15 protein-coding genes are annotated in these 15,324 nt (G+C 39.4%); 10 read left to right on the top strand and 5 right to left on the bottom strand.

The genetic code is table 11. The features are described from left to right. The 9 genes from cyoB to alr all read left to right on the top strand — a co-directional run bounded on the left by cyoB (nt 1) and on the right by alr (nt 7,840). The gene (cyoB, locus tag POD11_RS03525; protein WP_224991331.1) at nt 1-1,992 is read left to right on the top strand and encodes a cytochrome o ubiquinol oxidase subunit I; all 1,992 of its coding nucleotides are present in this window, start codon (nt 1-3) and stop codon (nt 1,990-1,992) included. 4 nt (nt 1,993-1,996) lie between these two features. Then, nucleotides 1,997-2,617, top strand: a complete 621-nt coding sequence (gene cyoC / locus POD11_RS03520; protein ID WP_016140562.1) for a cytochrome o ubiquinol oxidase subunit III — start codon at nt 1,997-1,999, stop codon at nt 2,615-2,617. After that, nucleotides 2,617-2,946 (top strand): cytochrome o ubiquinol oxidase subunit IV, encoded by a 330-nt coding sequence (locus POD11_RS03515; RefSeq protein WP_016140561.1) that lies wholly within the window; start codon nt 2,617-2,619, stop codon nt 2,944-2,946. Before cyoC ends, POD11_RS03515 begins: the two co-directional genes overlap by 1 nt. Before the next feature lie 10 nt (nt 2,947-2,956). Continuing rightward, nucleotides 2,957-3,835 carry a heme o synthase gene (gene cyoE / locus POD11_RS03510; protein WP_239968520.1) on the top strand — a complete coding sequence of 293 codons (879 nt, stop codon included), beginning with the start codon at nt 2,957-2,959 and terminating at the stop codon, nt 3,833-3,835. A 181-nt stretch (nt 3,836-4,016) separates the two neighbouring features. Continuing rightward, the gene (rpsF, locus tag POD11_RS03505; RefSeq protein WP_002119610.1) at nt 4,017-4,400 is read left to right on the top strand and encodes a 30S ribosomal protein S6; all 384 of its coding nucleotides are present in this window, start codon (nt 4,017-4,019) and stop codon (nt 4,398-4,400) included. 11 nt (nt 4,401-4,411) lie between these two features. Then, nucleotides 4,412-4,639: a 30S ribosomal protein S18 gene (gene rpsR, locus POD11_RS03500; RefSeq protein ID WP_000090661.1), complete on the top strand. Its 228-nt coding sequence runs from the start codon at nt 4,412-4,414 to the stop codon at nt 4,637-4,639. A gap of 8 nt (nt 4,640-4,647) precedes the next feature. Continuing rightward, nucleotides 4,648-5,094, top strand: coding sequence for a 50S ribosomal protein L9 (gene rplI, locus POD11_RS03495; RefSeq protein WP_000382591.1), 447 nt, complete (start codon nt 4,648-4,650; stop codon nt 5,092-5,094). Nucleotides 5,095-5,291: 197 nt separating this feature from the next. Beyond that, nucleotides 5,292-6,737, top strand: a complete 1,446-nt coding sequence (dnaB, locus tag POD11_RS03490) for a replicative DNA helicase (RefSeq protein WP_016140559.1) — start codon at nt 5,292-5,294, stop codon at nt 6,735-6,737. Nucleotides 6,738-6,769: 32 nt separating this feature from the next. Further along, the gene (gene alr / locus POD11_RS03485; protein WP_262456367.1) at nt 6,770-7,840 is read left to right on the top strand and encodes an alanine racemase; all 1,071 of its coding nucleotides are present in this window, start codon (nt 6,770-6,772) and stop codon (nt 7,838-7,840) included. A gap of 59 nt (nt 7,841-7,899) precedes the next feature. Here alr and POD11_RS03480 read toward each other — a convergent pair whose 3' ends face one another. The 4 genes from POD11_RS03480 to POD11_RS03465 are packed head-to-tail and all read right to left on the bottom strand — an operon-like array spanning nt 7,900 to nt 11,602. After that, nucleotides 7,900-8,634: a proteasome-type protease gene (locus POD11_RS03480; RefSeq protein WP_016140557.1), complete on the bottom strand. Its 735-nt coding sequence runs from the start codon at nt 8,632-8,634 to the stop codon at nt 7,900-7,902. Between the two features lie 16 nt (nt 8,635-8,650). After that, nucleotides 8,651-9,430, bottom strand: a complete 780-nt coding sequence (locus POD11_RS03475; protein WP_262456366.1) for a transglutaminase family protein — start codon at nt 9,428-9,430, stop codon at nt 8,651-8,653. Nucleotides 9,431-9,432: 2 nt separating this feature from the next. Then, nucleotides 9,433-10,029 (bottom strand): alpha-E domain-containing protein, encoded by a 597-nt coding sequence (locus tag POD11_RS03470; RefSeq protein ID WP_262456612.1) that lies wholly within the window; start codon nt 10,027-10,029, stop codon nt 9,433-9,435. A 22-nt stretch (nt 10,030-10,051) separates the two neighbouring features. Next, a complete protein-coding gene (locus POD11_RS03465) occupies nt 10,052-11,602 on the bottom strand; it encodes a circularly permuted type 2 ATP-grasp protein (protein ID WP_262456364.1) in 1,551 nt (516 codons plus the stop codon). A gap of 225 nt (nt 11,603-11,827) precedes the next feature. Here POD11_RS03465 and POD11_RS03460 point away from each other — a divergent pair, with 225 nt between their 5' ends. Further along, nucleotides 11,828-12,835: a helix-turn-helix transcriptional regulator gene (locus POD11_RS03460; RefSeq protein WP_224991339.1), complete on the top strand. Its 1,008-nt coding sequence runs from the start codon at nt 11,828-11,830 to the stop codon at nt 12,833-12,835. Between the two features lie 377 nt (nt 12,836-13,212). Here the strand turns inward: POD11_RS03460 and mnmG are convergent, their stop codons facing one another. Next, complete coding sequence (gene mnmG / locus POD11_RS03455) at nt 13,213-15,093, bottom strand: tRNA uridine-5-carboxymethylaminomethyl(34) synthesis enzyme MnmG (RefSeq protein ID WP_016140552.1); 1,881 nt, start codon at nt 15,091-15,093, stop codon at nt 13,213-13,215. Nucleotides 15,094-15,324: the final 231 nt, after the last annotated feature.

Below are 15,324 nucleotides of genomic sequence, written 5' to 3'. Positions count from 1 at the left end.
ATGGATATGATTTTTGGTAAACTGGGTTGGGACTCTATCCCGACAGAGCCAATCGTACTTGTCACCATGGTCCTTATGGCAATTGGTGCAATTGCAGTGCTTGGCGGTATCACCTATTTTAAAAAATGGGGATATTTGTGGAATGAGTGGTTTATTACGGTAGACCACAAAAAGATTGGTATCATGTATATCATCGTATCTGTTGTCATGCTTCTGCGTGGTTTCGCTGATGCGATCATGATGCGCTTACAACTTTTCCTCGCTAAAGGTGGCGGCGAAGGTTATCTACATCCTGACCATTACGACCAGATCTTCACCGCACACGGTGTAATCATGATCTTCTTCGTAGCAATGGGTCTCGTTGTAGGTATGATGAACATCTCTGTACCTTTACAGATTGGTGCTCGCGACGTTGCTTTCCCATTATTAAACTCTTTAAGCTTCTGGTTATTCGCTGGTGCTGCTGGTTTAATGATGCTTTCACTTGTATTAGGTGAATTTGCTGCGACTGGTTGGATGGCTTACCCTCCTCTATCTGGCATTCAATATTCTCCTGGTGTAGGTGTTGACTACTATATCTGGGCACTTCAGGTTTCTGGTCTAGGTACGCTTTTATCTGGTGTTAACTTCTTCGTTACCATCATTAAAATGCGTGCACCTGGCATGAAATTAATGGACATGCCTATTTTCACGTGGACTTCACTTTGTACGGCTGTATTAATCATTGCATCGTTCCCTGTATTAACAGGTACTCTTGCAATGCTTACTCTTGACCGTTACTTCGGCTTCCATTTCTTCACAAATGAGCTTGGCGGTAGCCCAATGCTTTATGTGAACTTGATCTGGACATGGGGTCACCCTGAAGTATATATCTTGGTATTACCAGCATTTGGTCTATACTCAGAAATCGTTGCAACCTTCTCTCGTAAAGCGTTGTTCGGTTACAAGTCTATGGTGTATGCAACTATCGCGATTACTGTTCTTGCGTTCGTTGTATGGCTTCACCACTTCTTCACCATGGGTGCTGGTGCGAACGTTAACGCGTTCTTCGGTATCATGACCATGGTTATTGCGATTCCTACTGGTGTGAAAATCTTCTCTTGGTTATTCACCATGTATAAAGGTCGCATCACCTTTACTACTCCAATGTTATGGACGCTTGGCTTCCTTGTAACATTCGGTATCGGTGGTTTAACTGGTGTACTTATGGCTGTTCCACCTGCGGACTTCTTGGTACACAACTCATTATTCTTGATTGCTCACTTCCATAACGTAATTATCGGTGGTGTGGTGTTTGGTATGTTTGCCGGCATCATTTACTACTGGCCAAAAATGTTTGGTTGGAAGCTCAATGAAGCATGGGGTAAAGCTGCGTTCTGGTTCTGGTTCTTCGGTTTCTATTTTGCATTCATGCCACTTTATATCCTTGGTTTCATGGGTATGACTCGTCGTTTGAATACATATGACAACCCTGAGTGGGATCCGTACCTCGCAATTGCATTATTTGGTGCTGTTCTTGTTGCAATTGGTATTGCATGTTTCCTAATGCAAATCATCGTTGGTTTCTTACAACGTAAAGACAACATGGACCTTACAGGCGATCCATGGGATGCTCGTACGCTTGAGTGGGCAACCTCTTCTCCTGCTCCGTTCTATAACTTTGCGCATGAACCAGATGCAAGCGGTATCGACCGTTTCTGGACTGACAAAGAAAACGGTGTAGCATACGCACGTAACACTAAATATGAAGACATCCACATGCCGACTGATCGTGCTGCTGGTTTTGTCATTGCAATGTTCATTACGCTTCTTGGCTTTGCACTCATCTGGCATATTTGGTGGCTCGTTGTTGTTTCATTCGTTTCGGCTGTTGTTAGCTTGATCGTAAGCTCATTCACTAAGAATGTTGATTACTATGTTCCAGCTGCTGAAGTTGAGCGTATTGAAAACGAACGCTATGCTTTACTTGAAAAACACTTGAAGAAGGACTAAGGAAATGGCTGAAGTACTTCATCACGACAACCACGGCCATGACGGTCATCATGAACATGATGATACTGATTTAACGGTTTTTGGTTTCTGGACATACTTGATGAGTGACTTGATTCTTTTCGGATCACTCTTCATTGCGTTCGCTGTATTAAGCAGTCATGTTCCAGCAGGGACTCCAAGTGCATATGACCTATTCCATGAGTCATTAGGCTACGTGTTAACTGAAACATTTGCCTTATTGATTTCATCGGTAACTTTCGGTTTTGCTGTACTTGCATCTTATAAAAAGAATGTAAATCAAGTGATCACTTGGTTATTTATTACATTCCTTTTTGGTGCGACCTTCATCGGTATGGAACTCTATGAATTCCATCACCTTGTAGAAGAAGGTCATGGTCCAACTCACAGTGCATTCTTATCATCGTTCTTTACTTTGGTTGGTACACACGGTATCCACGTAACTTCTGGTTTAGTGTGGATGCTTGTATTAATGTATCAAATCAAAACTAAAGGTTTGACTTTACCGAATACACGTCGTCTTGCTTGCTTAAGCTTGTTCTGGCACTTCCTTGACATCGTTTGGATCTGTGTATTCAGCGTCGTTTACTTACTGGGAGTTCTCTAATGAGTAGTCATGAGCATAATGCTGCTGGTGCGTCACACGGTAACTTTAAGCAATACACTGTTGGATTTATCCTTTCTGTTATCCTCACCATCATCCCGTTCGGGATGGTGATGATGGGTGGTTTCAGTCGTGGTCTTTTAGTTACTGTGATTGCGATCACTGCGGTTGCTCAGGTTCTTGTACAACTTGTGTACTTCTTACACATGAATACATCATCTGAACAACGTTGGAATATGATTGCATTTATCTACACAATCCTATGTATCGCTGTACTTTTAATCGGTTCTGTGTGGATTATGAATTACCTTCACTACAATATGATGATCTAAACTGATTGTCATGTTGAAAAAATATCTATTCCTGACTAAACCAGGAATTCTCTTCGGTAATTTCATTACCACCTTGGGCGGCTTTTTCTTAGCCGCCCAAGGCTCTATAGACATCTCATTATTACTTCTTACCCTAATTGGAACAACTTTAGTTGTGGCCTCTGGTTGTGTGGTTAATAATGTTATAGATCAAGATATTGACACAAAGATGCAGCGCACCCAAAACCGCGCACTTGTTAAAAAAACAATCTCTCCTACTGTTGCGCTGATATATGCATTAGTGCTTGGAGTAATTGGTTTTAGCATTTTATGGTTCGGTGTAAATGGTTATGCATTTTTGTTTGCAATGATTGGTTTCATTGTCTATGTCGGTTTTTATAGTTTGTGGACCAAACGCACCTCAATCCATCAAACCGTCATTGGTAGCATCTCCGGAGCGAGCCCTCCTGTTATTGGTTATACCGCAGTAACTCATCAATTTGATGTAGCAGCCTTGCTTTTGTTTTTAGCATACGCTTTATGGCAAATGCCTCACTCTTGGGCAATTGCAATTTATCGTTTTGATGATTACAAAAATGCGGGAATTCCAATTTTGCCTGTAGCACGTTCTATTTATCGTACGAAAATTGAATGTGTCATTTATATCCTATTATTTGCAGCTGTTTTGAATGGGTTATATTGTTTTGGCTATACCAATATCTTCTTTTTAATTACCTTTAATGCTTTAACAGCTTATTGGTTATATTTATCAGTTATTGGATTTAAGGCCGAAAATGATCAACTCTGGGCTAAACGATTTTTCCTCTACTCGGTCATATTAATTACCCTGTTAAGTTTGAGTTTTAGCTTTACCTATCAATCCCCTGCTCCAAATCTTCCTCTCTTTTAAACAAGAGAGGATTTCCTCTTTATAGTAAAGAAGTTTTACTTTTCTGATCAAAAGATTTGTTTTTAGTCGAACTTTTACCTATAATTCAGCCTTCGCAATTTTTGCGACATAACTTATTAAGTTATGACTCCTTGCTTCTAATTTTTTGATTAGGGGCTGTTTAAACCGTAAGGAGCTGACAATGCGTCATTACGAAATCGTACTTTTGGTACACCCAGACCAAAGCGATCAAGTTGTAGGTATGGTTGAACGCTATATCTCTCAGATCAAAGAAGCTGAAGGTCAAATTCACCGTTTAGAAGATTGGGGCCGTCGTCAATTGGCTTACCCAATTAACAAAATTCACAAAGCGCACTACATTCTTATGAATGTTGAATGTGGTCAAACTACGCTTGATGAGTTAGAAGAATTATTCCGTTATAACGACGCGATCATTCGTAACCTTATCATCCGTCGTGAACACGCAATCACTGAAGAGTCATTGCTTGCTAAGAGTGCTGAAGAAAAGCGTGCGCGTAAAGCTCAACGCGAAGAAGCACAGCAAGTTGCTCAAGAAGCTGAATAAGGAGAACATCAATGGCACGTTTTTACCGTCGTCGCAAGTTCTGCCGCTTTACAGCTGAGAATGTTGCGTACATCGACTACAAAGATATCGACACTTTAAAACAGTACATCACTGAAAACGGCAAGATTGTTCCTAGCCGTATCACTGGTACTAAAGCTCGTTATCAACGTCAATTAGCACTTGCTATCAAACAAGCTCGCTATTTGTCTTTGATTCCGTACACTGACAACCATAAGTGAGGTGATCTGTGGACGTTATCTTATTACAACGCATTAAGAACCTTGGTAAATTAGGCGATAAAGTATCAGTTAAAGCTGGTTACGGCCGTAACTTCCTTATCCCTCAAGGTAAAGCAGTTGCAGCTACTGAAGCTAACACTGCTGCTTTTGAAGCTCGTCGTGCTGAACTTGAGAAGCAAGAAGCTGAAGTTTTAGCTGCTGCTCAAGCACGTGCTGAACAATTGAACGAAGTTAACATCGTTATCACTGCTAAAGCTGGTGACGAAGGTAAACTGTTCGGTTCTATCGGTACTCGTGACATCGCTGACGCATTAACGAATGCTGGTCTTACAGTTGACCGTGCAGAAGTTCGTTTACCAAATGGCGCGCTTCGTCACACTGGTGAATTCAACATCGCAATTCAATTGCACCATGATGTTGTTGCAGAAGTTCTCGTTACTATCGTATCTGAGTAATTTCTCATCAAAAAAAGAGCATGCTTTTGCATGCTCTTTTTTTATGTTTCAAATTTTAAAATAAGATATATTAATTCCTGATCAGTTCTTCAGTTTAATTGGTTTTTTAATTAGGTAGTTTATTTAATTTTGTTTTAAGATAGTTCTCGGCTTTACAGCCACGTTGTGTACACCCTTCTTTATCATCAGGTCTAATTATGTCTCAGGCGAATGCCACTTCTTTAGCGCTTTCATCTCCAATAGAAAATAAAACGAGTGAATCAGGCCAACTTAAAGAGTTTCGCACTCCCCCACACAATTTAGCCATTGAGCAGGCTGTTCTGGCTGCTTTGATGACAGTTGCCGAATCCTTTGAGCAAGTCAACGATGTACTAAAAGAAAATGATTTTTACGCGACTCGTCATAAATATATTTTTCGTGCAATCGAGAAATTAGCACAAGAAAACTCACCCTATGATGCTGTCTTAGTAAGTGACTGGCTCCTAAAACAAAATTTACTTGATGCTATTGGTGGCGAAGAATATTTAATGCAGCTCATGGCTGATTCACCATCAAGTTTCTATAACTTAGAAACCTATGCCACTAAAATTAAAGAATTTTCTACTCTACGCAGTATGATTAAAGTTAGTACTGAAATCTTACAAAATGCTTATGACACAAAAGGTCGTGGTGTTAGTGAAATTTTAGACTTAGCTGAAACGAGTATTTTCTCTTTAGCAGAACAGCACAATAATAATAAAAAAGATGCAGGCCCTAAATCTATTAGTTCTGTTACCGCAGACGTTATTAGTAAGCTAGACGAGCTTTCAAAATTAGACGGCAATATTACAGGTTTAACGACAGGTTTCTTAGAACTTGATAATAAAACATCGGGTATGCAACCTGGTGATTTAATTATTGTTGCTGCACGTCCATCGATGGGTAAAACTACCTTTGCCATGAATTTGGTTGAAAGTGTTTTGCAATATAACAAACTACCTGCTCTGGTATTTTCAATGGAGATGCCAGCAGACTCGATTGCGATGCGTCTTATTTCTGCAATGGGTAAAGTTCATCAAGGACATTTACGTTCGGGGAATTTAGATGCAGATGAATGGACCAAGGTAACCGGTACAATTTTGCAGCTTCAACAAATGCATTTGTATATTGATGACTCATCTGCTCTACCTCCAACTGAACTCCGTGCCCGTGCCCGCCGCGTTGCCAAAATGCATGATGGTAAAATTGGTTGCATCATGGTCGATTACTTGCAGCTTATGAAAGTTCCAGGTATGGGTGATAACCGTGTAGGCGAGATTTCAGAAATTTCTCGTAGCTTAAAAGCACTAGCGAAAGAAATGCAATGTCCTGTTATCGCACTTTCCCAGCTTAACCGAAGTCTGGAAAACCGTCCAAATAAACGCCCTGTAATGTCCGACTTACGTGAATCCGGTGCGATCGAGCAGGATGCCGACTTAATTATGTTTATTTACCGTGATGAGGTTTATAACAAAGAGTCGAAAGAAGCCGGCACTGCAGAAATTATTATTGGTAAGCAGCGTAACGGTCCAATTGGTTCAGTTCGTCTTGCTTTTGAAGGTCAATATACTCGATTTAGTAATCTCTCTCCTGAGTATTACAGCCAATATGATGATGAAGAATAAACTCTATCTCTAGCCCAAAGGAGTAAATGAGGGTGCGCCAAGCAACAGTTTATATTGATCGCAATGCACTTCAATATAATTTAAACCGTGTCAAACAACTCGCAACAAATTCAAAAATTGTAAGTATGGTGAAAGCTAATGCTTATGGACATGGAATCAAAGACTGTTTAGCAGCCTTAAATGCCTCAGATGCCTTTGGTGTCGCCTGCCTACAAGAAGGTTTGGAAATTCGTCAACACGGATTCCAACAACCCGTTACTTTAATTGAAGGGGTATTTTCTGAAGATGAAATGCCAATTGCAATTAAACAAAAATTTGAATGTGTGATTCACCATCAACAACAATTTGAATGGTTAATTAAACACAAACAAGCCTACATTACCCAAGGTTTAAAAGTTTGGGTTAAGCTTAACAGCGGCATGAACCGTCTAGGTTTTAAAAATCCAGAAATTATTGAAGTTATTAAAACTTTAAAATCTGAAGGATTTACTTGTGTGCTTGCAATGCATTTCGCAAATGCAGATGTAGACCATCCACTGAACGAGCAACAAAAACAACAATTTTTACAAGTTAAACAAGCTTGTGATCCTGTTTTAGCATCTTGCTGTAACTCAGCTGCTATTTATAAATGGCCAGAATTACATTTTGATTATGTTCGTCCAGGTATCATGCTTTACGGCGCCTCACCTTTTGCAGAACAAACAGTCCATGATCTTGACTTAAAACCAGTAATGACTTTTTCAGCAGAAGTCATTGCCCTAAACCATATTCAACCTGAGGAACATGTCGGTTATGGTTCTACTTTCTGTGCAAAGCAAGCCATGGATATCGCCATTGTTTCTATAGGGTATGGTGATGGCTATCCACGCGCTTATATTAAACAAAACTATGTCGCTATTGATAAACAGCTCTGTGCAGTTGTAGGGCGAGTGAGTATGGATATGCTTGCAATTGACGTAACAGGTCTGCAAGTGAAATTAGGTACACCAGTTGAACTTTGGGGTTCCCACCGCCTCGTTGATGATGTTGCGGATGCTAACGGAACGATAGGTTATGAATTACTCTGCCGCCTAAGTAATCGCCCTACTCGTAAAAGCAGTTAAATAATAAAATATAAAAAATCCAAGCTTGCTTGGATTTTTTTATTTAAATATTCAATATTTTATCGCCAGTAATCATCTGTTGGTTTTGGCATTTCTTGTAAGCCGCGACGTAGAGTATCTGACCATTGCCGACTAATTTGTGAAAAATAAGGATCGTCTTCTGTAATTCGTTTTCCCATCGGAATAACAAAACTATCTTTCTTATAAATCAATGCATCAAGTGGTAAGCCAACAGATACATTTGAACGTAAAGTTGAGTCAAAAGAAATCAGGCTACAACGTAATGCATCATCTAATGGCATTGCATAATATAAAGCTCGATCTAGAATCGGTTTGCCATATTTACTTTCACCAATTTGAAAATAAGGTGTATCAGTCGTCGCACAAATAAAATTGCCTTGTGGATAGACATTATAAAGCTGCATGTCACCACCTTTAATCTGACCACCGACCAAAATACTACAGGCGTAATTCATTTGTTCTTGAGTGTCTGAACTAATATCCTCTAAAACAGCTTTTAAAGTTTTCCCTATCAGTTCGGCTGCCTCAAACATTGTATTAACACTATACAAATTAGGCTCTTGCTGCAAAGTAAGCGCATTTTGCAAATGACCTATAACAGCTTGCGTTGTTGCTAAGTTGCCTGCTGTTTGCAACGCCATAAAGCGCTCTCCAGTAACGCCGAAAGTATGCAATTTTCGGAACACAGAAATATGATCAACCCCTGCATTGGTTCTTGTGTCACTGATAAACACTAAACCCTGTTCCAATCTTAGCGCACAACAATAGGTCATTTCATTCTCTTTACATTCAACATGCCAACACTTGAACCACAGACATCATGTTTTCAATTCCACCTTGCTCTCTTACACCACGAATAGGTGCTACATCGAGATAGTCACGTCCTACAGCAAGGTAAATATGATGTTTGGGTGTAAACAACTGATTGCTTACATCAAAACAATACCACTGATTTTCTAAAAATACTTCCGCCCAAGCGTGACTGGCAAGGTGCGGATAGTTTTGATCAAATAGATAACCCGAGACGTAACGTGCAGGTAATTGTAACGCACGGCACATCGCAATTAAAATGTGCGCATGATCTTGGCATACACCTTGTCCAGCATGAAATGCTTCGATCGCAGTTGTCTGAACTGAAGTACTTTCAGGCTGATAAAGTATTTTCTGTAAGATATATTCACTTAATAATGCAATATGTTGTCGGTCTTTAGTCACCACAATATTTTTTGCAAAGTCCAACATTTCCGCATCACATCGAGTTGCACCTGTCATTTGCAAAAACAAATTAGCGGGTGTAGAGAGATTTACACAACCCATTTCCACGTTTTGAAGCTCAACAATTCCTTGAGCCATAAAGGTTAGATGTTGGTATGAATAACGCTGACTAGCCGTCATCCATACATTATTAAATATATCTCTTTTGATGGTTTTATCGCCCGGCACACTAATTGCCCAATTCATAACATGCTGATGAGCCGATGTTTGAGGCATCATTTTAATATACTGAATGCTATTTCGAGCAGTTTCAGTATAGCTATAATGCGTTTGATGATTAACCATCAATTTCATAATCAGCCCTCAAACATATTTTCCAACTGCTGTGTAAAAGTATAATAAGCGTCCCAAGTGAGTTGTTGCTTTAATACTTGCCAATTTTCATCTATATTTTCCCAATTCAAATGAGCAAGCTGTCGCACCACAACATCTAGCTCTGATACGAGAGCTGATAAATCTTGTCCAAAACGCAGTTTTATATCAAATTGCTCTATTTTTTGGCCTAAATACAAAAATAAATAAATATCTTCATGTTCCGCTTCTAGTATTTGAGTGCAGTGTTCAACAGCTTTTTTCAATGCATCAGGTTGAGGTTGAAGCGTATTAATCACATTATTTAATTCTGCATAAGCATGTGCCGACAAAATCCCTCTTAGTTCCTGAATATTATCTTTAGCAATAATGAGCTGGTTCAGTAATGAAAATGTTTGCTTCTTGTCTAACATATAGTGATTTAGTAATTCAGCATTTTCTATAGCTAAACCAAACGCTGCTGCAAATTTTATTGCTTTCTCATCTTCTATAAAGGGTAAATGAGAGGCTGCAAATTTAACTCGCATCAAATATCGACCCAACCAATATATTTGATGCGCACTCGAATTGAGTAAAACCATAAAGTTCCTCTTTAACCCACAATCAGGAATGTAATGTTTCGACAACCCATGTATCTTTTATACCGCCACCTTGAGATGAATTTACGACCAAAGAGCCAGCTTGCATGGCCACGCGTGTTAAACCACCAGGTACAATCTCTGTACGATAAGGTGAACTCAACACGAACGGACGCAAATCAATATGACGCTCAGCTACTCCTCCCGTCGTTAAAGTTGGAGCAACAGATAAAGCCAAAGTAGGTTGTGCAATGTACATATGAGGCATAGCTATTAATTTTTTTTTAAATTCATCAATTTCGCATGAGCTTGCTTTAGGCGCGATCAACATGCCATATCCACCTGAACCTTGTGCTTCCTTAACGACTAATTGATCCAGATTAGAGAGTACATAGTCTAAGTGTTCTTCTTTACGGCACTGATAAGTAGGTACATTTTTTAGAATTGGTGTTTCATCCAAATAATATTGAATCATTTGGTCTACATAAGGGTAAATAGATTTATCATCTGCCACACCTGTTCCAGGTGCATTTGCAATCACCACATTTTTCTGCAAATAAGCAGACATAAGACCAGCTACTCCTAAAGCACTGTCGGGTCGAAATGCTAAAGGATCTAGAAAATCGTCATCTAAACGGCGATAAATTACGTCTACTTTTTGACGTCCACGAATAGTTTTGACAAATACTTGATCATTTTCTACAAATAAATCTCGATTTGTAACCAATGGCACATCCATTTCGCGCGCTAGAAAAGCGTGCTCATAATAGGCACTGTTAAAACGCCCTGGTGTTAGTACCACGACAAAAGGTTGGTCCGCGGAAGAATTTTCTTGCAATATCTCTTTTAAAAGTTTTGGATAATGCTCAATCCCCTGTAAATTATTGGCTGTACATAGCTCAGGCATTAATTTCTGGCTAATGTTTCGGCTTTCAATCATGTAAGATACGCCAGAAGGTGTTCTTAAATTATCCTCCAATACAAAAAACTCTCCCTCACCATCGCGGATAATATCGATACCACTAATTTGTGAATAAATTTTTCCCTTTAAAGAATGCTTAAGCATATGAGGTTGGAAAGCATCATTTCCCATAATTTGTTCTTCGGGAATAATGTGTTCTTTTAAAATATGTTGTCCATGATAAATATCATCTAGGAAATAATTTAATGCCTTAACACGCTGTGCACAGCCCGAGGCAATTTTTTCCCATTGTTTTTTCTCGATTACTCTTGGAATTAAATCGAAAGGTATGGTGCGCTCTGTTCCTTCTTTATCGCCATAAACATTAAAGGTAATCCCTTGATAAAGAAAATGCTGCTTCGCCTGAGCATTTAGCTCTTTTAACTCATCTAAAGTGCGGATACTCAACCATTGTTCAATTTTTTTAGAAGCTGCACCATTCGATGTTACATCATCAAGCATCTCGTTAAAGAACTGTGATTTTAGTTGTTCAAAGAGATTGGTTTGCACAGAAATATGTTCTAAAAAAGAGGTTGGATTAATAAGTGCCGTTGTTGTCTGCTCTTGTATAAAAAAATCGTTATCTAGATGTAATTCATGCTCTTGTTCTGACATAACCACCTCGTCTTATCATTTATCTATATTTAATTTTTAAATAAGCAATTTCAGTGCCACTTATATATCTGTAATACTTTTACGGCATCATTGTTATAACTTTCTTCTAAATCTTATCATCCTTTGTCCAACGGGCTATAAACTGAATCTGACAAACTTGCTAAATCTGTAAAGATTTTTTATTGTGTTGACACCAAAGCAATTGGATATAGATGTATTACGCTTATGTCTGTAATAGAAAAAGAAACTTCGAATAGTTTATATCGCCAATGGCAGATCTTGTCTCGCCTACCCACCGGTAAATGGATCGGAACTCGAGAATTACAAGAAATGCTTGAGCGCGAAGGTATTGAAATCAGTTTAAGGACTATTCAGCGTGACTTAAATCAAATTGCTCAGCGTTTTCCGATAGAGAGTAATAAAGCCGTACCTCAAGGCTGGCGGTGGCAGTCAGACGCTCCTATCCAGAGTTTACCTCACATGACAAGCTCTCAAGCAGTGACCTTTATGATGGTTGAGGAACACCTAAAGCACTTACTTCCTCCAAGCCTGCTTGATGAGATGGGTCCATGGTTTGATTTAGCCAAACGCAGCCTCTCTACTCAAAATAATGTGAGACAGTGGATTAACCGTGTACGCATTGTTCCTGCAAGTCAACCGCTTATTCCACCTGTAGTGGATCGTGGCGCTCAGCAGGCAATTTATGAAGGTCTACTACAAGACAAACAGATTGAGTGTGTTTATCGGGCCCGTGTAAATCAAGGCGAAGATAAAACTTATATTTTAAACCCTTTAGCTTTGGTACAAAAAGGTGCAGTCATTTATTTGATTTGCACACGGCATGACAAAACTGAAGTGCAAACATTTGCTCTGCACCGTTTTAAATCAGCAAAAGTATTAGATAGTCGCGCCCTACATCCGGTCAATTTTGATATTGATCATTATATTGATTCAGGCGCTTTAGGCTTTAGAGTGGACTACAACCAGCCAACTGAATCAATTCAGCTCACTTTAACCATGACAGAACAAACTGCGAAAACTTTTTATGAAAGTCAGTTGAGTAAAGACCAAACGATTACTCCACTTGAAGAAAATATCGTAGAAGTTACAGCTACCGTACCTTTTACATCTCAACTGGTGTGGTGGCTACGTAGTTATGGTAAAAAATTACTGCATATTGAACCAGTTCAAGTACACAACGCTGTACGTGAAATTGAAACTGATAGTAAGTAGTTATAAAAAAGAGAACCATACGGTTCTCTTTAGATTTTGAATTATAATTTTCTTAATTTTATATTCTTCTTATATTTTTACTTGTTTCCAGATCAAGATTTTCTCCCCCACCAAAACTGATCCGCTCTTTCTTTTACGCTATTTTGAACATGAGCATTGGCATGCCATTTCATATCCATTGTAGCGAATTGATTTCATTGTCATGGTTAAAGCCCTCTTGTTTGAACGTGAATTTAATATAACTGGCGGCTTAAAATATGTGAAATAAGAAAAAAAGGAAGCGAAATCTCTTTTCTTCCTTAGGAAGTTTCCATATATTTTTTGAACAGAAAATAAAAAAGCCCAGTCTTAACTGGGCTTTTTATATACTCAAATGATTAAGCTGTTTTCTTAATCATATTGTTCTTACGAATTGTGATCATGACAAGCTGAACAGCTGCTGGCGTAACACCAGGAATACGGCTTGCTTGAGCTAAAGTTTCTGGAAGCACTGTTTTTAACTTCTGTGTAATTTCGCGTGATAAACCAGACACGTTATCATAATCAAAATCGGCTGGTATTTTAGTTTCTTCAAGACGCTTTAATTGAGCAACATCTTCATGTTGACGGTTGATGTAACCTTCATATTTCACAGCAATTTCGATTTGCTCACCCACTTGCTCTGAAACTTCAGAACCCGTAAGTTCTGCAATTTGACCAAAGTTGATATTAGGACGCTTAAGCAAATCAATTGCGCTGCATTCCTTACTCAAATCTGCACCCGTCATTTCAACGAATTTTTTACCCATAGGGTTATTTGGTGCTGCCCATATATGTTGTAAACGAGAGGTTTCACGCTCAACTGCTTCCATTTTTTCACAATAAGCAGCCCAACGTACATCATCAACTAAACCAAGTTCACGACCAATAGTTGTCAAGCGTTGATCCGCGTTATCTTCACGCAACATCAAACGATATTCAGCACGTGAGGTAAACATACGATATGGTTCTTTAGTACCCAACGTAATGAGGTCATCAACTAACACGCCCATATAAGCTTGGTCACGTTTAGGTGTCCACTCTTCTTGCTCCCACGCACGGCGTGCAGCATTTAAACCCGCAAGTAAACCTTGGGCACCCGCTTCTTCATAACCTGTTGTACCATTAATTTGACCAGCAAAATACAAGCCATTAATCGCTTTAGTTTCGAGGGTAAATTTCAAAGCTTGCGGGTTGAAATAATCATATTCAATTGCATAGCCTGGACGTAAGATATGAGCGTTTTCCATACCACGAATTGAGCGTACAAGCTCAAACTGAACATCAAACGGTAAAGAAGTCGAAATACCATTTGGATAAAGCTCATGTGTATCTAGACCTTCTGGTTCCAAGAATACTTGATGTGAGTCTTTATCAGCGAAACGGTGAATCTTATCTTCGATTGATGGACAGTAACGTGGACCTACCCCCTCAATAACACCCGTATACATTGGTGAACGATCTAAACCACCGCGAATAATATCGTGAGTTTTTTCGTTTGTATGCGTGATATAACAGTTCACTTGTTCAGGGTGCATAGACGCATCACCCATGAATGACATAACTGGAGACGGGAAATCACCCGGCTGCGGAATCATGACTGAAAAATCAACCGAACGTGCATCAATACGTGGTGGAGTACCAGTTTTTAAACGACCAACAGGTAGTTTTAATTCACGTAAACGCTGAGCAAGTGCAATAGAAGGCGGATCACCCGCACGACCACCACTTGATTTTTCTAAACCAACGTGGATTACACCGCCTAAGAATGTACCTGTAGTCAACACAACAGTTTTTGCATCAAAGCGAATACCCATTTGGGTAACAACACCTTTAACAGTATCGCCTTCAACAATCAGGTCATCAGCTGCTTGCTGGAAAATATCAAGATTTGCTTGATTTTCCAAAGTGTCGCGGATGGCAGCTTTATAGCGCACGCGGTCAGCTTGAGCACGTGTTGCACGCACAGCTGCACCTTTACGCGAGTTTAAAATACGGAACTGAATACCACCTTTATCGGCAGCTAAAGCCATTGCACCACCAAGTGCATCAATTTCGCGTACTAAATGCGACTTACCAATACCGCCGATTGCTGGGTTACAACTCATTTGGCCCAAAGTCTCAATGTTATGGGTCAAAAGCAAAGTCTGTCGTCCCATACGCGCAGCAGCAAGGGCCGCTTCCGTACCTGCGTGACCGCCGCCGATAACAATAACATCATAAACTTTAGGGTAGTGCATGAGTACAAAACACCAGAAAAAAAAGACGGAACATTATAGCAAAATTATCTGCTTATTGATGTACATAATTACAAAATTGTCTTCACATGATTTACGGTACTCCACATGTTTTGACATTTTGTTGCATGAATTCAATACAAAGTGAATGTTTTTAAGAATCTTTCATCTTAGAATAAAAAATGTACAGCACTTCTACGACTTTAAAATTAACGCAACGAGAAGGAACACAAA

Origin of the sequence: Acinetobacter sp. P1(2023) (assembly GCF_028367635.1) — a bacterium.
Taxonomy (GTDB): Bacteria; Pseudomonadota; Gammaproteobacteria; order Pseudomonadales; family Moraxellaceae; genus Acinetobacter; species Acinetobacter pittii_E.
This window is presented reverse-complemented; position numbering and strand designations above follow the sequence as displayed.